This is a genomic window from Curtobacterium sp. NPDC086286, from assembly GCF_044746255.1.
Taxonomy (GTDB): domain Bacteria; phylum Actinomycetota; class Actinomycetes; order Actinomycetales; family Microbacteriaceae; genus Curtobacterium.
Map to the genome: position 1 here is coordinate 213,789 of NZ_JBIVBW010000003.1, position 19,506 is coordinate 233,294.

Consider the following 19,506-nt stretch of genomic DNA (forward strand, 5'->3'; position numbering starts at 1 on the left):
GCAATCGACCCACGACCCGGGAGGACCACCGTGCACACCACCGCTCGCACCCGCCGCACCCTGTCCGCCCTCGGCGCGTTCGCCGCCGCGGCCCTCGTCCTCGCGGCCTGCACCGACGACGACGCCCGCACGCTCGAGGGTCGGGCGACCGCCACGAGCAGCCCCTCGTCGAGCGCCACCACCCCCGCGGCGAGCGCCGCCGGACAGCTCGAGCCCGGGGGCGAGACGACCGACATCGCCACCGGACTGGACGCCCCGTGGTCGGTGGTCCGCACCGGTGACGACGGCGACGCCCTGATCAGCGAGCGGGACTCGGCGACGGTGCTCGAACTGACCGGCGCCGGGAAGACACGCGAGGTCGGCACGATCGCGGGCGTCCGGCACGGCGGTGAGGGCGGTCTGCTCGGACTCGCGCTGCACGAGGGCGACCTGTTCGTGTACTCGACGGGCGACGACGGCAACCGCATCCAGCGCTACGAGCTGTCCGGGAGCGCCGGGTCCTACGCGCTCGGGGACGCCACGACCGTGATCGACGGGCTGCCGTCGAACAGCTTCCACAACGGCGGGCGGATCGCGTTCGGCCCGGACGGCATGCTCTACGCGAGCGTCGGCGACGCCGGTACCGGTTCGGACGCGCAGGACCGGGACTCGCTCGCGGGGAAGATCCTGCGGCTGACCCCGGACGGCCAGGTCCCCGGCGGCAACCCGTTCCCCGGGTCCCCGGTGTGGAGCCTCGGCCACCGGAACGTGCAGGGCATGGGGTGGACGGCCGACGGCACGATGTTCGCGTCGGAGTTCGGGCAGGACACCTGGGACGAGCTCAACGTCATCGAGAAGGGCCGGGACTACGGCTGGCCGGAGGTCGAGGGCACCGGCGGCACGAGCAAGGGCTTCGTCGACCCCGTGCAGCAGTGGGCCACCGACGACGCCTCACCGAGCGGCCTGGCGGTGATCGACGACACCGTGTTCATCGCGAACCTCCAGGGCGAGGTCGTCAGGGCGGTGCCGGCCGACGCCCCCTCGACGTCGACCGAGTACTTCGCAGAGGACTTCGGCCGCATCCGCACGGTGCTCGAGGGTCCCGAGGGTGCCCTGTGGTTCGTCACGAACAACACCGACGGGCGTGGCGACCCGACGGACGGCGACGACCGGATCGTGTCGGTGCCGCTCGCGACGAGCTGAGCCCGACCGACGGACCCCGACCAGCACGAGGACCCAGCACGGGGGTTCCGGCAGCACCTCGCTCGCCCCCGCCCAGCCGAAGTACCGTGACCGGCATGGACCACCGCGACGAAGCCCGCGACTTCCTCTCCGGTCGCCGCGCCCGCATCACACCGGAGCAGGCCGGCGTCGAGACGTTCGGCACCCGCCGCCGCGTCACCGGGCTGCGCCGCGAGGAGGTCGCCCGGCTGGCCGGCGTGAGCATCGACTACTACACCCGGCTCGAGCGCGGGAACCTGCAGGGCGTCTCGGACAGCGTGCTCGACGCCATCGCGGGCGCGCTCCACCTCGACCCGGCCGAGCACGAGCACCTGCGCGACCTCGCCCGCCACCAGAACGCCACGCCCCGCCGTGCCGCCGCGGTCACACCGGTGGCGGCGGTGCGCCCGGAGCTGCAGTACCTGCTCGACGCCATCGCCGACGCCCCCGCGATGATCGTCAACAACCGACAGGACATCGTCGCCGCGAACACGCTCGGCTGGGCGATGCACTCGGACCTCGTCGCGGCGAGCGCACGGCCCTGCAACTTCTCGCGGTTCATCTTCCTCGACCCGCAGGCACGGAACTTCTACCTCGACTGGCAGCGCGCGGCGCACACGAACGTCGCGATCCTCCGGCGCGAGGCCGGGCGGACGCCGAACGACCCCGGGCTCGCGGCGCTGATCGGCGAGCTCTCGATGCGGAGCGACGACTTCCGCGCGCTCTGGGCGGCGCACGACGTCCGGCGGCACTACGCGGGGGTGAAGTCGTTCCGGCACGCGGTGGTCGGTCCGCTCGAGCTGCACTTCCAGACGCTCGAGCTCACCGAGGACCCGGGGCTCGCGCTGACGATCTACCCGGCGACGCCCGGGAGCCCGACGGCGGACGCGCTGCGGCTGCTCGCCTCATGGGCGGCGACGGAGCGCATCGTGGAGCGTGCGCGCGAGCGCGTCTGACGCGGTGGTCGCGACCGCCTGCGGGACTGGAGGCACGGTGCCGGCCCGCACCGCGCCTCCAGGCCCCACCGGGTCGCGTCAGGCCTCCGGGATCACCCGTTCGAAGCGGCTCGTGTCGGTCCCGTCCGGGTCCGGCCCGCCGCGACGACCGGTGTCGAGGGCGTCGAGCGCTGCGAGCTCGTCGTCGGAGAGCACGAAGTCGAACACGTCGAAGTTCTCGGCGATGCGCCCGGGGTTCGTCGACTTCGGGATCGCGTTCCGGCCCTGCTGCACGTGCCACCGGAGCATCACCTGCGCCGGGGTCTTGCCGTGCGCCTCGCCGATGGCCCGGATCGTCGGGTCGTCGAGCACGCTGACCCGCTCGTCGCCCCAGCCCGGGTAGAAGGTGATGCCGCCGATCGGCGACCACGCCTGGTCGAGGATGCCGTGCTCGGCGTCGGCGCGCTGCACGTCCGGCTGCGTGAAGTACGGGTGCAGCTCGACCTGGTTGAGCGCCGGGATCACGTCCGTGGCGTCCAGCAGCGACCGGAGGTGGTGCGGCATGAAGTTGCTCACGCCGATCGCGCCGACACGGCCCTCGGCGTACAGCCGCTCGAGCGCTCGGTACGCCGCGATGGTCCGCTCGAAGCGGTCGGGTGCGGGCTGGTGCAGGATCAGGACGTCGACGTGGTCGAAGCCGAGCTTGCCGGTCGCCTTGTCGAACGCGTGCAGGGTCTCGTCGAGGCCGTAGTCGGAGACCCAGATCTTCGTCTCGACGACGATCTCGTCGCGGTCGACACCCGAGGCGCGGATGCCCTCGCCGACCTCGCGCTCGTTGCCGTACGCGGCGGCGGTGTCGATGTGGCGGTACCCGGTCTCGAGCGCGGTGCGCACGGCGTCGACCGTCTCGGCCGGCGCGCTCTGGAAGACGCCGAACCCGATCGCGGGGATCACGAGTCCGTTGTTGAGGGTGAGTGTGTCCATGTCCACGACGCTACGACCGCCCGGACCGGCCTGACGGGTACCAGCAGCCCCTGCTCCGACCCGTCGATCGGACCTACCGTGGAGGACATGGACACGAGAGACGAAGTCCGCGACTTCCTCCGCACCCGCCGCGAGCGCGTCACGCCGCAGCAGGTCGGGCTGCCCGACTTCGGCGGCGCGCGACGGGTGAAGGGCCTTCGCCGCGAGGAACTCGCCCTCATCGCGGGCATGAGCGTCGACTACTACATCCGCCTCGAGCGGGGGAACCTCACCGGGGTGTCCGAGAGCGTCCTCGGATCGTTGTCCCGGGCGCTCCGGCTCGACGACGCCGAGCACGCGCACCTGTTCGACCTCGCCCGTGCGCAGAACGCCTCGGCGACGACGCGTCGGAAGACCCCGACGTCGAAGGTCCGGCCGAACGTGCAGCGAGTACTCGACTCGATGACCGCTCCCGCATGGGTGCGGAACGGCCGGTCGGACTTCCTGGCCGGCAACGCCCTCGCCCGTGCGGTCTACGCACCGCTCTTCCTCGACCCGTCCGGTACCCCGAACACCGCGCGCTTCGCCTTCCTCGACCCCCGTGGACGCGAGTTCTGGCGCGACTGGGACAGCGTGACCGGGGACATGGTCGCCGTGCTCCGTGCCGAAGCGGCCCGGTCCCCGTACGACCGCGGGCTGACGGACCTCATCGGGGAACTGTCCACCCGCAGCGAGGAGTTCCGTCAGCGCTGGGCCGCGCACGACGTGATGCGGCACCGGTCCGGCATCAAGCACGTGCACCACCCCGAGGTCGGCGACCTCGACCTGACGTACGAGACGATGGAGCTCGTCACGGACACCGGGCTGACGCTCATCGTCTACGGCGCGGAGCCCGGCTCGCCGTCCGAGGAGCGCCTGCAGCTCCTCGCCAACCTCGCGGCGACCACCGTCGCCGCCGTCCCGGAGACGGAGGACGCATGAGCGAGACCGACTCGATCCGGACCACCCGGCCCGCGGAGCCGCTGACGTTCCTCGAGCGGGTCCGGTTCCGCCTGCGTGCCGAACGCGAGATCGAGGAACTCACGCGCGACCGCGCGCGCGAGGACCGCATCCGCGCCGAAGCGGCCGTCCGACTCGCACCGGGGCCGTGGCACCTCGCGGAGCTCTTCCGGCGGCGTCCGTGACCGCCGGTGCGGGGATGACGCCCGCGCGCACGCTGCTGTTCGCGGTGGCCGGGGGCGCGGCCGTCGGCAACCTCTACTGGGCGCAGCCGCTCCTCGACGACATCGCGTCCTCGCTCGGGACGTCCGCCGCGGTCGCCGGGCTGCTCGTCACGCTCACCCAGGTCGGGTACGCGCTGGGCATCCTGCTCGTGGTGCCGCTCGGCGACGTGCTCGACCGACGACGCCTGATCCCCGGGGTGCTCGTCGCGTCCGCGGTCGCGCTGCTGTTCGCCGCCGTGGCCCCGTCGTTCGCCGTGCTGCTGGTGGCGCTCGCGCTCGTCGGCCTCACCACCGTCGCCGGGCAGCTGCTCATCCCGCTGGCCGGGGACCTCGCCGATCCCTCGTCCCGCGGGCGGGTCGTGGGCACGATCGCCTCCGGGGTCCTCACCGGCATCCTCGTGTCTCGGACGGTCAGCGGGGTCGTCGCGGACGCGTTCGGCTGGCGCGCGATCTACGTGGTCGCCGCCGTCGCGGCCCTGCTGTTCGCCGTGCTGCTCCGGCGGGCGATCCCCGAGCTCGACCGGCGCGACCGGGTGCGGTACCCGACGCTCATCGCCTCGGTGTTCCGTGCCGTCGCCGCGCACCGGGCCGTGCGGGTGACCCTCGTCATCAGCTCCGCGATGTTCGCCGTCTTCACGATGTTCTGGACCGCGCTGACGTTCCTGCTCAGCGCCGAGCCGTTCGGGTACTCCACGAGCGCGATCGGGCTCGTCGGTCTGGCCGGGCTCGCCGGGGCGGTCGCCGCGCAGCGGGTCGGTCGGCTGCACGACCGCGGGGTTTCCGTGCCGGTGACCGGTGCGGCGATCGCCGTCGTGCTCGTCTCACTCGTGGTCGCGGGCCTCGGAGCGCGGTCGATCGTGGTCGTCCTCGTCGCGGTCGTCCTGCTGGACGTCGGTGTGCAGGCGACGAACGTCCTCAACCAGACCCGGCTCTTCGCGATCGACCCGGCGGCGCGCAGCCGACTCAACACCGCGTTCGTCACCGCGAACTTCATCGGCGGGGCGATCGGCTCGGCACTCGCCTCGGTGCTCTGGAACGCCGGCGGGTGGACCGCGGTCACCGTGGGCGGAGCGGTCCTGGTCGGGTTCGCCCTGACGGTCTGGGCGGTCCACCGCCGCCGCGGGCTGGTGGTCACCGCCCGCGCCTGACCTCAGACGACGAGGGGGCGCGCGACGTCCACCTCACCGTGCTCCACGAGCCAGCGGAACGCGTCGAGGACCGTCGCCTCGGCCGTCCAGGCGGGCTCGTAGCCGAGCAGCCGCCGAGGCTTCTCGGTGCTGAACACCTGGCTGCGCGACAGGTGCTCCCAGCTCGCACCGGCGTGCTCCGGAGCCGTGGTCTCGCGGAACCGGTCCCACGAGACGGGCTCGAGCCGCGCCTCCTGGCCGAACCACGACGCGACCAGGTGCGCGTACCCGCGTGCCGTGAGCGCCGTCGGAGCCGTGACGAAGAAGTCCTCGCCGGCCGCGGCGTCCCGGTGCTCGACCGCGAGCTGGAAGGCCTGCGCGACGTCGTCGGCGTGCACGTGCGCCATCGTCTCGGCACCGAGGCCGGGGACCTCGACGGGCTCGCCGGCGGACAGCTTCGTCCACACCGTCGGGTCGAGGTTGCCGAGCGGACCGATGGGCATCCACCCCGGGCCGCTGATGTGACCGGGGTGCAACGAGGTCGTCACCAAACCCCTTTCGGCAGTTTCACGCTTGAGCTTCCGGGCGATCGCGTCCTTCTGCACGCCGTAGTCGCCGAACGGCTCGGTCGCGTTCTCCTCGGTGACGGGCAGCACGTGCGAGACCCCGGCACGCCAGATCGACCCGCAGTGCACGAGGTGCGTACCGCTCCCGCGGAGAGCCGTGACGAGGGCCTCGGCCGACGACGTCGTGAAGCAGACGAGGTCGACGACGGTGTCGGCGCGGAGTGCGGCGATCCGGTCGCCGAACGTGCCGTCGCGGTCCTCCTGCTCGCGGTCGGCGGTGATCCGTTCGACCTGCTGCCACTCGGGGGAGTCGGCGTACGGGGTGCTGCTGCCGCGGGTGACGGTCACGACGTCGTGACCGGCGCGGACGAGACGGGGGACGAGGAACGTGCCGATGTGGCCGGTGGCTCCGATGACGACGATGCGCATGCCGGTCACGCTAGGCGCACGCGACTGGGCGTGGCAGGCCCGGACGGAACCCCTGTGACGGACGGGAGGGACGGTGCGGGCTGGCACCGCGCCTCCCGTCCGTCAGCGGGTCGGCTCCAGGGCCGGGAGCGGCTGGTCCGAGTCCGCCGTGTGCGTCAGTCGCGCCATCAGGGGCGCCACCGGGCGCGAGGTCAGGACGTGGTGCGCGGCGCGCTGCGCCGCGAGTCCGAGCTTCGTCTGCGGGTACGCGAAGTGCTTGATCCCGGACGGCATGGTCTGGATCCGGTCGACGAGCGGCCGCATCCAGGCCTCGAACGCCCCGAGTGCCGCGGTGGTGTCGGACTCGTCGGCGAGGGACGCGGCGAGGACGTACCCGCCGGTGAGCGCCAGCGAACTCCCGCCGCCGCCCATCGGTGTCACGCACCAGGCCGCGTCGCCGAGCAGCACGACGGAACCCCGGTGCCAGCTCGGGGCGTGGATCTGCGTGAGGTCGTCGACGTAGACGTCGTCCGACTGCTCGAACCCGTCGAGCACCCGGTCGGTCTGCCATCCGGCGCCGGCGTAGCGGTCGCGCCGGTCGGGGACCTCGCCGTCGTCGTTGGTGTACGCGAGCATCGCCCTCGTCGTGCCGTGGTTGTCGGGCCGCAGGTGCACCTGTCGACCCTCGACGGCGTTGTACCAGCGCCAGGTGTCGTCGTCGGACGGGATCCGTGGGATCGTCCCGAACTCCATCGTGATGCCGAGCCGCCGGGGCTCGACGGTGAAGAGCAGGTCGCGTGTGCTCGAGCGGACACCCTCGGCGACGACGAGGAGCTCGGCCTGGAGCGTCGCGCCACTCCGGATACGGACCGTGACGGGTCGTCCGTCCGAGCCGTCCTCGTCCACCGCGACCACGGCGTCGTCGAAGACCAGGCGCACGCGGTCCGGCAGCGCCTGCCGGATCGCGTCCGCGAAGTCGCCGCGCAGGACCTCGAGCTCCGCCGTCGCCCCCTCACCGGAGTCGTCGTCGGGCAGCCGGACGATGGTGTCCCCCTGCTCGTCGACGATCACCGTGCCGGTCTCGCCCGTGTTGGCCGAGCGGATCGCCTCGGTCAGCCCCATGCGGTCGAGGACCTCGCGGGCGACGCCCCGGACGTCGACGTTCTGGCCGCCGGTGCGGAAGCCCGCCGAGCGCTCGAGGACGGTGACGTCCCAGCCCGTCCGGTCCAACCAGTAGGCGGCGGAGAGCCCGGCGATGCTGCCGCCGGTGACGAGGGCCCGACGCGGTGCCGTCACGAGGTGGTGATCACCTTGACGGAGCCGGCGACGGTCGCGGCGTCCTCGGCGAGCGCGACGACCGGGTCGGGCAGGCGCGTCGTGGCGCCGACGAGCTTGCGCGCACCCCAGCCGACGAAGCTGCCGACGATCGCGCCGACGCCGCCGAGGATCGCGCCCTCGATGCGCAGGTCGCGCCTGCCCGTCGTGCCGAGCGCGGCCCCGACGAGCGCTCCGGACGCCACGCGCCCGGCGAGCCCGGCCGGGGAGATCCGGTTCGGCGTCCCCGGCAGCTTGTCGCCGATGAGCTCGCCGACGGCCGATGCGACGAGGACGCCACGGCCGAGGGGCGTGCTGAAGACCTTCCAGTCTTGCCACGAGCCCTTCAGCGAGGAGCGGTCGTGGTTCAGTGCCATGACGGCGAGCGGGGTGGCGCTCCGTCCGCCGCTGAGGATGCCCAGGACCAGGGTGCGGACCAGGGTGTGCTGCTCGTTCTTCGTGCTCATCGGTGCTCCTGTCGTGTCGGTTCGGAAACTACTCTTGCGCTCCTGGTACTCAGCGTTACTATGTACCAGTAGTCAGCGTCACTGAGTACAGCGCACCACGACACACGCACCGACCGCAGGAGGCACGCATGCCCAAGCAGGAGACCGAGATGCTCAAGGGCATCCTCGAGGGGATCGTCCTCGCCGTGCTCGCCGGCCGCCCGGCCCACGGGTACGACATCACCGCCTCGCTCCGGGAGCAGGGGTTCACCGACATCGCCGAGGGCACCGTCTACGCCCTGCTCGTCCGCATCGAGCAGCGCGGCCTCGTCGACGTCGAGAAGGTCCCGTCGGAGAAGGGGCCGCCCCGCAAGGTGTTCACGCTGAACGCCCGCGGGCAGGAGCAGCTCGACGACTTCTGGCGGGCGTGGACCTTCCTCGCCGAGCGGCTCGACCACCTCCGGCACACCACCAGCAGCACGAACGGACAGGACTGATCATGGGGATCTCGATCTCGGACATCACGACCAAGCTCATCGGCGACAAGAAGCGCTGGAAGCAGTACAAGGCCCGCACGGCAGCGCTGCCGACGAGCCACCGCACCGCCGTCGACGGCATCGAGCGGTACCTCATGTACACCGGCCCGAGCGACGGCGAGCAGCTCATGCGCATGCTCGACGACCTCGCGGACCTGTTCGAGCAGAGCGCCGCCGACGGAACGAGCGTCCGCGCGGTGGTCGGCGACGACCCGATCGCCTTCGCCGAGGACTTCAAGGCGAACTACGGCCTCGGGTCGTGGCTCAGCAAGGAGCAGCAGCGCCTCGTCGACGCGATCGCGGCGGCCGATGCGGACGGGGAGCCGTCGTGACCGCGGCGATCCGGGTCCGGGGGCTCGAGAAGTCCTTCGGCGACCTGCGCGTCCTCCGTGGGGTCGACCTCGACGTCGAGGCCGGCTCCGTGGTCGCCCTGCTCGGGTCGAACGGCGCGGGCAAGACGACCGCGATCCGCATCCTCGCGACCCTGACGACGGCCACCGCCGGCACCGCGTCGGTCGCGGGGCACGACGTGGCCGCCGATCCGGGCGCGGTCCGCGAGGCGATCAGCCTCACCGGGCAGTTCGCCGCCGTGGACGAGGTGCTGACCGGCCGCGAGAACCTCGTCCTCGTCGCACGGCTCCGGCACCTCCGGCACGCCGGGCGCATCGCCGACGAGCTGCTCGACCGGTTCTCGCTCACGGATGCCGGGTCCCGCCGCGCGGGGACGTACTCGGGCGGGATGCGCCGACGGCTCGACATCGCGATGAGCCTGATCGGCGACCCGTCGGTGGTCTTCCTCGACGAGCCGACGACCGGCCTCGACCCCGAGGCCCGCATCGAGGTCTGGGACGCCGTCCGCGCCCTCGCCGCGAGCGGCACCACGGTCCTGCTCACGACGCAGTACCTGGACGAGGCCGAGCAGCTCGCCGACCGGATCGCCATCCTGCACGAGGGCCGCATCATCGCCGACGGCACCCTCGCCGAACTCCAGCGACTGCTCCCGCCCGCGACGGTCGAGTACGTCGAGAAGCGCCCCACGCTCGAGGACGTCTTCCTCGCCGTCATCGGACACCGTCCCGACGCCGACACCACGAAGGCCGACACCACGAAGGAGGTGGCCTGATGTCCGCCCACCCGATCCACGACACCGCCGTCCTGACCGGGCGCTCGCTGCGACACGTGCTCCGCAGCCCGGACACGATCATCACCACCGCCGTGATGCCCATCGCCTTCCTGCTGCTGTTCGTGTACGTCTTCGGCGGCGCGATCGACACCGGGAGCACGCCGTACATCGACTACCTGCTGCCGGGGATCCTCCTCATCACGGTGGCGTCCGGGGTGGCGTACACCTCGTACCGGCTGTTCCTCGACCTGCAGGCGGGGATCGACGAGCGCTTCCGGTCGATGCCGATCGTGCGCGCGGCGTCGCTGTGGGCGCACGTGCTCACGTCCCTCGTCGCCAACACCGTGTCGGTGACCGTGGTCGTCGGGGTCGCCCTGCTCATGGGGTTCCGCAGCAGCGCGGGCATCGGAGCGTGGCTCGCGGTGCTCGGGTTCCTGGTGCTCTTCACGCTGGCGCTCACCTGGATCGCGGTCGTCGCCGGGCTCTCGGCGAAGTCGGTGGACGGCGCGAGTGCGTTCTCCTACCCGCTGATCTTCCTGCCCTTCATCAGCTCGGCGTTCGTGCCGACCGACTCCATGCCCGGGCCGGTCCGGTGGTTCGCAGAGCACCAGCCGGTGACGTCGATCGTGGACTCGATCCGTGCGCTGTTCGCCGGGCAGCCGCTCGACGCGGACCTGTGGGTGGCCCTCGCGTGGTGCGTCGGCATCCTGCTGGCCGCCTTCGGCGTCGCGACCCTCGTGCAGCGCCGGCGGGTCGGCTGACGCGACCGGCTGACGGACGGGAGGGACGGTGCCGGCCCGCACCGTCCCTCCCGTCCGCTGGTGCGCACCTCGCGCACCTCGCGCACCTCGCGCGCTGAGCCGCCGCGAGTAGCGTCCGACGCATGAGCAACGTCATCGTCCTCGGCGGCCACGGCAAGGTCGCACTCCTCGCCACCCGCATCCTCACCGACCGCGGCCACACCGTCACCTCGGTCATCCGCGACCCCGACCAGGCCGACGAGATCCGCGCCCACGGCGGGCAGCCGCACGTCGCCGACATCCAGCAGCAGACCCTCACCGACTTCGCCGAGCTCATCCACGGACACGACGCCGTGGTCTGGTCGGCCGGTGCCGGCGGCGGATCGGCCGACCGCACCTGGGCGATCGACCGCGACGCGGCGATCCTGTCCGTGCAGGGTGCCGCGAAGGCCGGTGTCGACCGCTACGTCATGGTCTCCTGGTCCGGCTCGCTCCTCGACCACGGGGTGCCGCAGGACGACGACTTCTTCGCGTACGCGCAGTCGAAGATGATCGCCGACGCCGTCCTCCGCGACTCGGGGCTCCGCTGGACGGTCGTGGCGCCGAGCACCCTCACCGACGACGAGCCCACGGGTTCGGTCGACTGGGACGGCTCCTCGACGCAGGTCCCGCGCGGCGACGTCGCGCACGTGGTGGCCGACGCGGTCGAGGGCGACGAGACGATCGGCCGGACGATCCGGTTCAACACCGGTTCCACCCCGATCGCCGACTTCCTCCGCACGGCGGGCTGAGCCGTGGCGCGGAACCCCGAACCGTTCCGGGGCCGACTGGCCCTCGTGACCGGTGCGAGCGGCGGCATCGGCGAGTCGCTGGCGGAGGGCCTCGCCGCGGGTGGCGCCGACCTCGTCCTGGTCGCCCGGTCCGCCGACAAGCTCGACGCCGTCGCCTCGGGCATCCACGCACGCCACGGTGTGCGCGTGCGGGTGCTCCCGGCCGACCTGGCGACGGCCGACGGCGTCGACGAGGTGATCACGGCGCTCGACGGCACCCGCGTCGACGTCCTGATCGCGAACTCCGGGGTCGGGTGGCACGGCACCTTCGCCGAGCAGCCCGAGGACGGCATCGTGCAGCAGATCGCGCTCAACGAGACCGCGCTGGTCCGGCTGACGCGGGCATTCCTGCCCGGCATGCTCGCCCGCGGCGTCGGCGGCGTGATGACCGTGGCCTCGACCGCCGCGTTCCAGCCCACCCCGCACATGGCGCTCTACGGCGCGACGAAGGCGTTCGTCCTGTCCTTCACCGAGGCCCTCTGGCAGGAGACGCGCGGGCAGGGCGTCCGGGTGCTCGCCCTGTGCCCCGGACCGACCGCGACGGGCTTCTTCGACGCCGCCGGCGGCGGGTCGTTCCTCGAGGGCGGTCGGCAGTCGGCGGAGGAGGTCGCACGCGTCGGTCTGCGGGCGTTCGCCCGTGCCGGCGGACCCACGGTCGTCTCCGGCGCGCGCAACGCCGTGCTGGCGAGTGCGCACCGCTTCGTCCCCCGCGGCCTGATGACACGCATGTCCGCGTTGGTGATGGAGTGACGAGCCCGACGGTCCTCTTCGTGCACGGCGCCCTCGTCCGTGACGGCGACTGGTGGTGGGCTCCGACCGGCGACCTGCTGCGCGAACGGACCGGGATCGCCAGCCGCGCCGTGGCCCTGCCGTCGTGCGGGGAGACCGACACCGGCGGCGGCCTGCAGGAGGACGCCGCCGCACTGCGCCGCGCCCTCGACGAGGTCCCCGACGCCATCGTCGTCGGACACTCCTACGGCGGGACCGTGATCGCCGAGGCGGGCCCGCACCCCGCGGTCCGGCACCTGCTGCTCGTGTCGAGCTACCTGCCGCCCGTCGGGGCGTCGCAGGGGTCGATCATGTCCGGCGAGCCGGACCCCGTCGCGGTGCGTCCGGACGCCGACGGGCGGATCGTCGTCGACGGGTACGACGAGCGGTCGTTCGGTGCCCGGTTCCTGCAGGACGCCGACGCCGCGACGCAGCGGGCGGCGTGGGACCGGGTCACCTCGCAGGACGTCCGCGCGTTCGGCACGCCGACGAGCGCCGAGGGGTGGGCCGGCGTGGACTCCACCGCGGTGGTGTGCGCCGAGGACCGCTCGACGACCGTCGCACTCCAGCGGGAGCACGCGGCGCGGGCCACCCGGTCGGTCGAACTCCCGACGGGGCACCACCCGTTCATCACCCGACCGGACCTCGTGGCCCGGCAGCTCGAGGCGTTCCTGCGCGACTGACCCGGGACCGCGGGCCGCTCGGCAGGTCGTCCCAGACGTCGGCCCAGATCGACTCGAAGTCCACCGGTCGGATCGCACCGGCACGGAGCGCCCGCTCCGGCACGGTCAACGCGTCGAGCGAGGCGCCGAGCAACCGGACGTCCCCGTGCACCTCGGGTCGCCCGGTGCCGTGGAAGGTCGTCACCGTCAGCGTCCGGACACCGGGACGGAGTCGACGTGCGGCCCGCCCGAGCACCAGGAAGCCGCCCGCGTACACCCCGACGGCGGCGACGGTCCCGAGGGCGGCGCGGGGAGCGAGCGCGGCCATCACGGCGATCGCCAGCAGTGCCCCCACGGCCGGCCACGCCGACCACGCGCGGAGCACCGCACGCTCGCGTCGGGTCGTACCAGGCGGGTAGACGACGAGGGTCCTCGTGCTCCACATCGTCCGGTCGACGGGACGCACGGAGTACCGGCCCCACACGTGCGGGCCGTCGACCACGCGTGCGCGCAAGTCGGAGACGGCGCTCACCGGACGACCTCGGCGCGGACCGGCACCACGACGTCGCGGTGCCGGATCGCGGCCACGCAGGGGAAGCAGAGCAGGTCGCCCTCGCGGACGTCCGCGGGCAACGGGGCCGGGAGCCGGTGGAAGGGACCGTCCTCCGCGCCGGCGCACGGGGTGAGGACGTACGTCCCGGTCGGGGCCGCCGTGCTCACCCGGCCGATGAGCCGCACCTGGTCGAGGACGGCGAACCGGGGGAGCACCGCGTCGAGCTCGAGCAGGACGACACCGGTCCGGGGGCGCCGCACGCGCAGGACCGACGCCACGGCGACGCTCACCTCGCCCGGCGTCCACGTGGGGGGTCGGTAGCGGGGCGGTGCCTGCTCGGCGGTGTGCACGCACGGGGTGCCGGCGAGTTCGGCCAGCCGGACCATCGACACGGCGGCGACCAGGACGTCGCCGGTCGTGGGTTCGGTGTGGGCGGGCCAGAGGGTCGGGTCCACGGGGTCGGGGAGGGACGCGCGGAGCGTCGGGAGGATCGCGGTCAGGGTCACCACTCCACGATCCGGCGGGGGCGGCCGTGCGGACAGCGTCCTGACGGATCGCTGACGCCGTCGGTCCGATCCCGTGCGCGGTCCTGACGCGGCGAGCGCGGAGGACGCGACGAGCGCGCGGAACGTGCGGAGCGGCGGGCGGGGGGCGCGGGGGGGGGCCCCCCCCGCCCCCCCCCCCCCCCCCCCCCCCCCCCGCCCCCCCCACCCCCCCCCCCCCGGCGCGCCCCCCCCGGGGCGGGGGGGGGGGGGGCGCGGGGGGGGCGGGCGGGGGGGGGGGGGGGGGGGGGGGGGGGGGGGGGCCCCCCCCCGCCCCCCCCGCCCGCCCCCGGGTCACGCTGGCCGCATCACGCGAACTGCGCGTAGAACCGCTCGGGCGCCTCGGCGAGCGACGCCTTGACCCCGGCGCTCCAGTCGTCCACGACGACCTCCGCCGCGCCCCGCTCCACACCGTCGAGGGAGAGCCGCGCGACCTCGGCCGGGTCGACCTTCGGCCCCTCGTACCCGGCCATCATGTCGGTGTCGGCGGCTCCGAGGTGCAGCCCCTGGACGGTGACGCCCCGGCCGGTCAGCTCGAGGCGGACGGCGTTCGTCATGTTCCACTCCGCGGCCTTGGCGGCGGCGTACCCGCCCGAGCCCGGGTACGCGAACCAGGACAGCGCCGACAGGACGTTCACGATCGCGCCCCCGCCGTTGCGTTCGATCACCGGCGCGAACGACCGGACCATCCCGAGGTTGCCCCAGAAGTGCGTGTCCATCTCCCGCCGCACGTCGGTCAGGTCGTCCGTGAGCAGCGAGCCCTGCGTGGTGATCCCGGCGTTGTTCACGAGCAGGGTCACGTCGGACGCCGCAGCCGCTGCCGCCGCGACGGACGCCTGGTCGGTGATGTCGAGCGGGAGCACCTCGACCCCCTCGATGTCGACCAGTTCGGGGCGCCGGGCCGTGGCGTAGACCTTGGCGGCGCCGCGCTCGAGCAGCTGCTGCACGAACCGTCGTCCGATGCCCCGGTTCGAGCCCGTGACGAGTGCGACCGATCCAGCGATGTCCATGGTGTTCCTCCTGCCGAGCGGGCACCTCCCGCAGCGGCTCGGCTACGCTAAGACCTCACATCGATGTCAGGTGCAAGGAGGAGATCGTGCGCATCGGAGACCTCGCTGCGGCGACCGGCGTGAGCGTGCGGTCGCTCCGGTACTACGAGGAGCAGGGCCTGCTGCCGGCCGGACGGACGGCGAGCGGCCAGCGTTCCTACGCCGTGCCCGCCGTCGAGCGGGTCCAGCTCATCCAGCAGCTCTTCGCCGCCGGGCTGCCGAGCCGCACCATCGTGCAGCTGCTGCCCTGCGTGGACGCGGGGGTGGCGACGCCGGAGTCGTTCGCGCTCCTCGTCGCCGAGCGGGACCGGATCACGGCGCAGCTCGCCGAGCTCGAGGCCGCTCGGGACCGGCTCGACGAGGTCATCGCGATCACCGAGCACCCGACGCCGGAGCACTGCCCGGCGCTGCGGGACCAGCCGCTGGCGGCCTGACCGGCGCGGCGCGCTGTTCAGCGGCGGCGCGCTGATCAGCGGCGGCGCGCGGCCTGCCAGGTCTCCCGCGGGAGCACCCCGAACTCGTCGCGGTAGCTGCCGGCGAACCGTCCGAGGTGCGCGAAGCCCGAGTCCCGCGCCACGTCCCCGACGCTCCGGTCGTCCCCGGACTCCAGGCCCTCACGGGCGAGCAGCAGTCGGATGCGCCGGAGGTAGGTCGTCGGCGTGATGCCGTGGTGGCGCCGGAACGCGTCCTGCAGCCCGCGGATGCTCAGGCCCGCGGCCGCGGCGACGTCCTCGACGGTGATCTGCTCGGTCGCGTGCTCGAGCAGGTACGCCTCGGCCCGGGCGAACCGTGCCGCCGCTGCCGTGCGGGGCTGGTCCTGCCCGACCGGCCAGTGCGGGATCGCCGTGAGCAGGCCGCCCGCCGCGAAGCGGGTCAGTTCGCGCTCGTGCTCCTCGGTGACGTCCTCCGGACCGCGCAGCACGTCGGCAGCCACCGCGCGCACCATCAACCACCAGGCGGCGAGCGTCGGGCCCTCGGGGATGTGGTGCGGCTGGAACTCGATGGGCCCGGGCTGCCAGGCGCCGCGTTCGGCAGCGACCTGCTCCACCGTGGTCCGGTCGATGCGGATGAGATCGAGCTGGAACCCGTCCCACCGGACGTGCTGGGGGTCGTGGCGGAACAGGACCGGACGGCCGGTGGGCACCCCGTCGCCGTCGACCGCACCGCTGCCGGACTTCAGCCAGAACAGGACCATCGCGGACTCGGCCTCGACCGTTCCCTCGACGACGCCGGTGCTCGCCATCGACACGAGCGACAGCAGCTCGGAGCCACGTCGCCGTTCCTCGAACGAGAACCCCGAGGGCGCGCCCTCGACCGTGGCCCGTCGGACGTCGGGGATCCGCGTGACGAGCTCTGCCGCGTCCGCCGGCTCTGACGTCACGACCGACCACTGCGACCGCTGCACGAAGGCGCTCACCGTGCGACCTGCAGCACCGCGTCGGCGATGTTCCGTGCCACCTGCTCGGGCGGGGTGTCCGTCGTGTCGACGACCTCGGCCGCGGCGTGCAGCCAGGTGCGTGCCGCCTCGGCGTAGGGATCGACGCGGCTGGACCGGAACGTGGACGGCCCCACCACGGCGTCGTTCTGGATCCGGTCCCGCAGGGTCTCCTCTTCCGCGTGCAGCACGAAGTGTCGGACCGGGATCCCGTGCGCCGCGAACCCGTCCGCGATCTCCCGCCAGTACCGCTCGACGAGGACCGTCTGCGGCATGACGAGCGTGCCGCCCGCGAAGGCCAGGACCTGCCGCGCGGTCTCGACGACGAGCGGTCGCCAGGGGTCCCAGTGCTGGAAGTCGCCGGAGTCGGGCAGCGGGGGCCGGACGTCCATGAGGGTTTCGCCGACCTTCTCCGGATCGAGCACGCGAGCGTCCGGCAGGAGCGGCTGCACCAGCCTGCTGGTGGTCGTCTTGCCGACGCCGTGCGTCCCGTTGATCCAGACGATCATGATCGGACCGTAGCGCACATCGCTGCGGGACGGGAGGACGGGACGGACGGGAGGCGCGTGGCGGGCTCGCACCGCGCCTCCCGTCCGCCACCGGCTCACTCGAGGTGCGCGTACTCCGGCAGGTCGATCGCCTCGGCCGGTGGGGTGGCGAAGCGGGCGCCGAGGCGCCCGCCGAGGGGCAACGCCGCCACGCGGACGGCGGTGCCGAAGGCCGCGATCCCGAGCCGGGACCTCGGGTTCGCGATCCGCGGCGTGCCCGGCGGCAGCTGCTGCGCCTTCGCGACGTACGGGCGCATGATGCGCTCGTACGCGCGCAGGGCGTCGCGGTGGTGGACGTGGGCGGCGAGCTCCCCGGCGAGGACGTAGGCACCGGTGAGCGAGAGGCTCGTGCCCATGCCGCTCACCGGCGAGGCGCAGTACGCGGCGTCCCCGAGGAGCACCACCCGACCGTCCGACCAGCGCGAGGCGTGGACCTGTCCGATCGCCTCGGAGTAGAGGTCCTCGGAGCGGTCGAACCCCGCGAGGACCCGCTCGGCCTCCCACCCGGCGTCGCCGAACACCGCGTGCAGGCGGCGGCGCACCGCATCGAGGTCGCCGCGCTCGGAGCCGGCTCGCTCCCGCTTCCGGTCCGTCACGACCGACATCGCCGCGCGGATGGTCCCGTGCTGGTCGGGACGGAGGGTGATCGACCGGCCACCCGGTGCGTTGTACCAGCGCCACCAGTCGTCGTCCGCCGCGGTCCGGGGGATCGTGCCGTACGTCGTCTCGAGCCCGAGCGACCGGATCTCCGGCTCGTCGCCGAACACCAGGCGACGGGTGCTCGATCCGATGCCGTCCGCCGCGACCACCAGGTCGAACCGGTCGTCCGGGCCGTGCTCGAACCCCACGGTCACGCCGTCGTCGTCCTGGTCGATGCGGGTGATCCGGTCGCCGTAGCGGTACTCGGTGGCGTCGGACGTCCCGTCGACGAGGAGGCGCGCGAGGTCACCGCGCAGGACCTCGAGCTCGGCGGTGGCCCCGCCGGAGTCCGAGGTCCCCGCCGGGAACGCCGCGATCGTCCGGCCGCTCGGACCGATGAACCGGGTGCCGACCTCGCCCGTCGTGGCAGCGCGGATGTCGTCCTCGATGCCCATCCGGCGCGCGACCTCACGCCCGGCTCCGCGCACGTCGACGTTCTGCCCGCCGGTGCGGAGGGACGGCGCCCGCTCGACGACGACCGTCTCGAACGAGAAGCGGTGGAGCCAGTGGGCGAGCGCCGGGCCGGCGATGCTCGCGCCGGAGATGAGCACGCGTCCGCGGGTGTGATCGGTCATGGTCCCTCACGTCGTTGATTACCAATGAGATTGGCAATGTACACGACTACCATGGTGGACGTGCCGAACGACGACCAGCACCCAGCGACCGACCGCCCCGACGACCGGCAGGACCGCCACGACCGGGCGACGGCGCGACGCGACGGGCGATCGCTCCCCGACGACGACATCCGGTCCCGCGTGCAGCAGGTCAGTGTCCGGCAGCAGCGCTTCGAGCGGCACCTCGCCGCGGCACTGTCGGTCGACGCGGCGGGACTCGAGGCGATGGACCACCTCATCGCGACCGGGCCGGCCACCCCGACCGAGCTCGCCCGTCGGCTCGAGATCTCGACCGCCGCGATGACGCTCGTCCTGAACCGGCTCGAGGGCGCCGGGCACGTCCGACGGGAACGGCACCCGAGCGACGGACGCAAGCTCGTCGTCACGGCGGCAGAGCAGTCTTCGGACCGTGCGTACGACCTCGTGCTTCCGCTCATCGAGGGCATCGAGGGCATCGTCGACGACTTGGACCCCGCGGAGCGTGCGACGGTGCAGACCTTCCTCGACCGGCTGATCGGGGTCTACGACGACGCGATGGACTGAGCCGTCGCGGAGTCCGTCGTCCGGGCCGACCTCCTGTGCGTCCGGTCAGGATCGGCGACAATGGATCGTGCCCTTCCGTGCCCTCCTCGCCACCGCCGCGTCGGCCGTCGCCCTGGCGTTCGTCCTCGTCACGGCGGCCCCCGCGTCCGCCCACGACGTCCTCGCCTCGACCGCACCCGCTGCGGACACGACGGTCGGGGGTGACCTCGACCAGGTCACACTCACGTTCTCCGAGCCGCCGCTGGCCGGGCTCGAGTCCGGGATCGTCGTCAGCGTGACCGGCCCGGACGGCGCCGAGGTCGGCGCGGGGAGTGTCGACGTCGACGGCAGCACGCTGCGCACGGCCGCCGACCTCACGGCGGCCGGCTCGTACACGGTGACCTGGAGGAGCGTCTCGGTGGACGGACACCCGATCTCGGGGAGCTACCGGTTCACGTCGACCGGAGCGCCGACCCCGACCCCGACCCCGACGGCGACGGGACCGACGCAGACCCCGAGCGCGGGCACCCCGACGCCGAGCGTCACAGCCGGTGCCGGTGCCGGTGCGACCAGCGCCACGGCCGGATCGACCGGGCCCGGGGCGACGCCGTGGGTCCTCGGCGGGATCGCGATCGTGGTCGCCGCCGCGCTCGTCGCCGTCCTGCTGGTCGCCCGTCGCCGGACCACCCCCGACGACGAGTGA

Annotated in this window: 25 protein-coding genes; 15 read left to right on the forward strand and 10 right to left on the reverse strand. The window is 73.3% G+C overall.

Annotation, left to right across the window (positions count from 1 at the left end; translation table 11 throughout):
* Positions 1-30 precede the first annotated feature (30 nt).
* Positions 31-1,182, forward strand: coding sequence for a PQQ-dependent sugar dehydrogenase (locus tag ACIPKM_RS06850; protein WP_402736431.1), 1,152 nt, complete (start codon positions 31-33; stop codon positions 1,180-1,182).
* A 95-nt stretch (positions 1,183-1,277) separates the two neighbouring features.
* Positions 1,278-2,156: a helix-turn-helix transcriptional regulator gene (locus ACIPKM_RS06855; protein ID WP_070417537.1), complete on the forward strand. Its 879-nt coding sequence runs from the start codon at positions 1,278-1,280 to the stop codon at positions 2,154-2,156.
* A gap of 78 nt (positions 2,157-2,234) precedes the next feature.
* Here the strand turns inward: ACIPKM_RS06855 and ACIPKM_RS06860 are convergent, their stop codons facing one another.
* A complete protein-coding gene (locus ACIPKM_RS06860; RefSeq protein ID WP_402736432.1) occupies positions 2,235-3,119 on the reverse strand; it encodes an aldo/keto reductase in 885 nt (294 codons plus the stop codon).
* Between the two features lie 87 nt (positions 3,120-3,206).
* Here ACIPKM_RS06860 and ACIPKM_RS06865 point away from each other — a divergent pair, with 87 nt between their 5' ends.
* Genes ACIPKM_RS06865 through ACIPKM_RS06875 form a run of 3 tightly spaced genes read left to right on the forward strand, consistent with a single transcriptional unit; the run spans position 3,207 to position 5,469 of the window.
* Entirely contained in the window at positions 3,207-4,079 is an 873-nt protein-coding gene (locus ACIPKM_RS06865) for a helix-turn-helix domain-containing protein (protein ID WP_070417536.1), read from the forward strand.
* On the forward strand, positions 4,076-4,282 hold the full coding sequence (locus tag ACIPKM_RS06870; RefSeq protein ID WP_071294192.1) for a hypothetical protein: 207 nt from the start codon (positions 4,076-4,078) through the stop codon (positions 4,280-4,282). The genes ACIPKM_RS06865 and ACIPKM_RS06870 overlap by 4 nt, the downstream gene beginning before the upstream one ends.
* Positions 4,283-4,296: 14 nt before the next feature.
* Positions 4,297-5,469, forward strand: a complete 1,173-nt coding sequence (locus ACIPKM_RS06875; RefSeq protein ID WP_402736433.1) for an MFS transporter — start codon at positions 4,297-4,299, stop codon at positions 5,467-5,469.
* 2 nt (positions 5,470-5,471) lie between these two features.
* Here ACIPKM_RS06875 and ACIPKM_RS06880 read toward each other — a convergent pair whose 3' ends face one another.
* The 3 genes from ACIPKM_RS06880 to ACIPKM_RS06890 all read right to left on the reverse strand — a co-directional run bounded on the left by ACIPKM_RS06880 (position 5,472) and on the right by ACIPKM_RS06890 (position 8,203).
* Positions 5,472-6,443 carry an NAD-dependent epimerase/dehydratase family protein gene (locus ACIPKM_RS06880; RefSeq protein ID WP_402736434.1) on the reverse strand — a complete coding sequence of 324 codons (972 nt, stop codon included), beginning with the start codon at positions 6,441-6,443 and terminating at the stop codon, positions 5,472-5,474.
* Between the two features lie 102 nt (positions 6,444-6,545).
* Entirely contained in the window at positions 6,546-7,718 is a 1,173-nt protein-coding gene (locus ACIPKM_RS06885) for an FAD-dependent monooxygenase (protein WP_402736435.1), read from the reverse strand.
* Positions 7,715-8,203: a DUF4126 family protein gene (locus ACIPKM_RS06890; RefSeq protein ID WP_402736436.1), complete on the reverse strand. Its 489-nt coding sequence runs from the start codon at positions 8,201-8,203 to the stop codon at positions 7,715-7,717. Before ACIPKM_RS06890 ends, ACIPKM_RS06885 begins: the two co-directional genes overlap by 4 nt.
* Positions 8,204-8,331: 128 nt before the next feature.
* Here ACIPKM_RS06890 and ACIPKM_RS06895 point away from each other — a divergent pair, with 128 nt between their 5' ends.
* From ACIPKM_RS06895 to ACIPKM_RS06925, 7 genes are all read left to right on the forward strand, one after another.
* Positions 8,332-8,679, forward strand: a complete 348-nt coding sequence (locus ACIPKM_RS06895) for a PadR family transcriptional regulator (protein ID WP_070417530.1) — start codon at positions 8,332-8,334, stop codon at positions 8,677-8,679.
* 2 nt (positions 8,680-8,681) lie between these two features.
* Positions 8,682-9,050 (forward strand): DUF1048 domain-containing protein, encoded by a 369-nt coding sequence (locus ACIPKM_RS06900; RefSeq protein WP_071294194.1) that lies wholly within the window; start codon positions 8,682-8,684, stop codon positions 9,048-9,050.
* Entirely contained in the window at positions 9,047-9,841 is a 795-nt protein-coding gene (locus ACIPKM_RS06905; protein WP_336696716.1) for an ATP-binding cassette domain-containing protein, read from the forward strand. Before ACIPKM_RS06900 ends, ACIPKM_RS06905 begins: the two co-directional genes overlap by 4 nt.
* The gene (locus tag ACIPKM_RS06910; RefSeq protein ID WP_402736437.1) at positions 9,841-10,602 is read left to right on the forward strand and encodes an ABC transporter permease; all 762 of its coding nucleotides are present in this window, start codon (positions 9,841-9,843) and stop codon (positions 10,600-10,602) included. The genes ACIPKM_RS06905 and ACIPKM_RS06910 overlap by 1 nt, the downstream gene beginning before the upstream one ends.
* A gap of 122 nt (positions 10,603-10,724) precedes the next feature.
* Positions 10,725-11,372, forward strand: coding sequence for an SDR family oxidoreductase (locus ACIPKM_RS06915; RefSeq protein WP_070417526.1), 648 nt, complete (start codon positions 10,725-10,727; stop codon positions 11,370-11,372).
* A 45-nt stretch (positions 11,373-11,417) separates the two neighbouring features.
* Positions 11,418-12,161, forward strand: coding sequence for an SDR family NAD(P)-dependent oxidoreductase (locus ACIPKM_RS06920; protein WP_402736438.1), 744 nt, complete (start codon positions 11,418-11,420; stop codon positions 12,159-12,161).
* Entirely contained in the window at positions 12,158-12,862 is a 705-nt protein-coding gene (locus tag ACIPKM_RS06925; protein WP_402736439.1) for an alpha/beta hydrolase, read from the forward strand. The genes ACIPKM_RS06920 and ACIPKM_RS06925 overlap by 4 nt, the downstream gene beginning before the upstream one ends.
* On the opposite strand, the gene ACIPKM_RS06930 is transcribed toward ACIPKM_RS06925, so the two are convergent.
* The 3 genes from ACIPKM_RS06930 to ACIPKM_RS06940 all read right to left on the reverse strand — a co-directional run bounded on the left by ACIPKM_RS06930 (position 12,810) and on the right by ACIPKM_RS06940 (position 14,946).
* Positions 12,810-13,373: a DUF6611 family protein gene (locus ACIPKM_RS06930; protein ID WP_229084773.1), complete on the reverse strand. Its 564-nt coding sequence runs from the start codon at positions 13,371-13,373 to the stop codon at positions 12,810-12,812. The genes ACIPKM_RS06925 and ACIPKM_RS06930 overlap by 53 nt on opposite strands.
* A complete protein-coding gene (locus tag ACIPKM_RS06935; protein ID WP_402736440.1) occupies positions 13,370-13,900 on the reverse strand; it encodes a hypothetical protein in 531 nt (176 codons plus the stop codon). The genes ACIPKM_RS06930 and ACIPKM_RS06935 overlap by 4 nt, the downstream gene beginning before the upstream one ends.
* A gap of 344 nt (positions 13,901-14,244) precedes the next feature.
* Entirely contained in the window at positions 14,245-14,946 is a 702-nt protein-coding gene (locus tag ACIPKM_RS06940; protein WP_071302325.1) for an SDR family oxidoreductase, read from the reverse strand.
* Positions 14,947-15,032: 86 nt separating this feature from the next.
* Between ACIPKM_RS06940 and ACIPKM_RS06945 the strand changes: the two genes are divergently transcribed.
* Positions 15,033-15,419: a MerR family transcriptional regulator gene (locus ACIPKM_RS06945; RefSeq protein ID WP_070417522.1), complete on the forward strand. Its 387-nt coding sequence runs from the start codon at positions 15,033-15,035 to the stop codon at positions 15,417-15,419.
* A 35-nt stretch (positions 15,420-15,454) separates the two neighbouring features.
* Here ACIPKM_RS06945 and ACIPKM_RS06950 read toward each other — a convergent pair whose 3' ends face one another.
* From ACIPKM_RS06950 to ACIPKM_RS06960, 3 genes are all read right to left on the reverse strand, one after another.
* Positions 15,455-16,402, reverse strand: coding sequence for a helix-turn-helix domain-containing protein (locus ACIPKM_RS06950; protein ID WP_402736441.1), 948 nt, complete (start codon positions 16,400-16,402; stop codon positions 15,455-15,457).
* Positions 16,399-16,929, reverse strand: coding sequence for an AAA family ATPase (locus tag ACIPKM_RS06955; RefSeq protein WP_402736442.1), 531 nt, complete (start codon positions 16,927-16,929; stop codon positions 16,399-16,401). The genes ACIPKM_RS06950 and ACIPKM_RS06955 overlap by 4 nt, the downstream gene beginning before the upstream one ends.
* A 95-nt stretch (positions 16,930-17,024) precedes the next feature.
* Positions 17,025-18,242 carry an FAD-dependent monooxygenase gene (locus ACIPKM_RS06960; RefSeq protein WP_402736443.1) on the reverse strand — a complete coding sequence of 406 codons (1,218 nt, stop codon included), beginning with the start codon at positions 18,240-18,242 and terminating at the stop codon, positions 17,025-17,027.
* 60 nt (positions 18,243-18,302) lie between these two features.
* On the opposite strand from ACIPKM_RS06960, the gene ACIPKM_RS06965 reads away from it, so the two are divergent.
* Together ACIPKM_RS06965 and ACIPKM_RS06970 are read left to right on the forward strand one after the other, a co-directional pair.
* Positions 18,303-18,824, forward strand: coding sequence for a MarR family winged helix-turn-helix transcriptional regulator (locus tag ACIPKM_RS06965; protein ID WP_229084766.1), 522 nt, complete (start codon positions 18,303-18,305; stop codon positions 18,822-18,824).
* Between the two features lie 67 nt (positions 18,825-18,891).
* Positions 18,892-19,506: a copper resistance protein CopC gene (locus tag ACIPKM_RS06970; protein WP_402736444.1), complete on the forward strand. Its 615-nt coding sequence runs from the start codon at positions 18,892-18,894 to the stop codon at positions 19,504-19,506.

What these genes read in the sequence shown, in the direction of transcription:
- ACIPKM_RS06855 (WP_070417537.1), top strand. Translation starts at nt 1,278, where the DNA reads ATGGACCACCGCGACGAAGCCCGCGACTTCCTCTCCGGTCGCCGCGCC.
- ACIPKM_RS06860 (WP_402736432.1), bottom strand. Translation starts at nt 3,119, where the DNA reads ATGGACACACTCACCCTCAACAACGGACTCGTGATCCCCGCGATCGGG.
- ACIPKM_RS06865 (WP_070417536.1), top strand. Translation starts at nt 3,207, where the DNA reads ATGGACACGAGAGACGAAGTCCGCGACTTCCTCCGCACCCGCCGCGAG.
- ACIPKM_RS06870 (WP_071294192.1), top strand. Translation starts at nt 4,076, where the DNA reads ATGAGCGAGACCGACTCGATCCGGACCACCCGGCCCGCGGAGCCGCTG.
- ACIPKM_RS06875 (WP_402736433.1), top strand. Translation starts at nt 4,297, where the DNA reads ATGACGCCCGCGCGCACGCTGCTGTTCGCGGTGGCCGGGGGCGCGGCC.
- ACIPKM_RS06880 (WP_402736434.1), bottom strand. Translation starts at nt 6,443, where the DNA reads ATGCGCATCGTCGTCATCGGAGCCACCGGCCACATCGGCACGTTCCTC.
- ACIPKM_RS06890 (WP_402736436.1), bottom strand. Translation starts at nt 8,203, where the DNA reads ATGAGCACGAAGAACGAGCAGCACACCCTGGTCCGCACCCTGGTCCTG.
- ACIPKM_RS06895 (WP_070417530.1), top strand. Translation starts at nt 8,332, where the DNA reads ATGCCCAAGCAGGAGACCGAGATGCTCAAGGGCATCCTCGAGGGGATC.
- ACIPKM_RS06900 (WP_071294194.1), top strand. Translation starts at nt 8,682, where the DNA reads ATGGGGATCTCGATCTCGGACATCACGACCAAGCTCATCGGCGACAAG.
- ACIPKM_RS06910 (WP_402736437.1), top strand. Translation starts at nt 9,841, where the DNA reads ATGTCCGCCCACCCGATCCACGACACCGCCGTCCTGACCGGGCGCTCG.
- ACIPKM_RS06915 (WP_070417526.1), top strand. Translation starts at nt 10,725, where the DNA reads ATGAGCAACGTCATCGTCCTCGGCGGCCACGGCAAGGTCGCACTCCTC.
- ACIPKM_RS06940 (WP_071302325.1), bottom strand. Translation starts at nt 14,946, where the DNA reads ATGGACATCGCTGGATCGGTCGCACTCGTCACGGGCTCGAACCGGGGC.
- ACIPKM_RS06955 (WP_402736442.1), bottom strand. Translation starts at nt 16,929, where the DNA reads ATGATCGTCTGGATCAACGGGACGCACGGCGTCGGCAAGACGACCACC.
- ACIPKM_RS06960 (WP_402736443.1), bottom strand. Translation starts at nt 18,242, where the DNA reads ATGACCGATCACACCCGCGGACGCGTGCTCATCTCCGGCGCGAGCATC.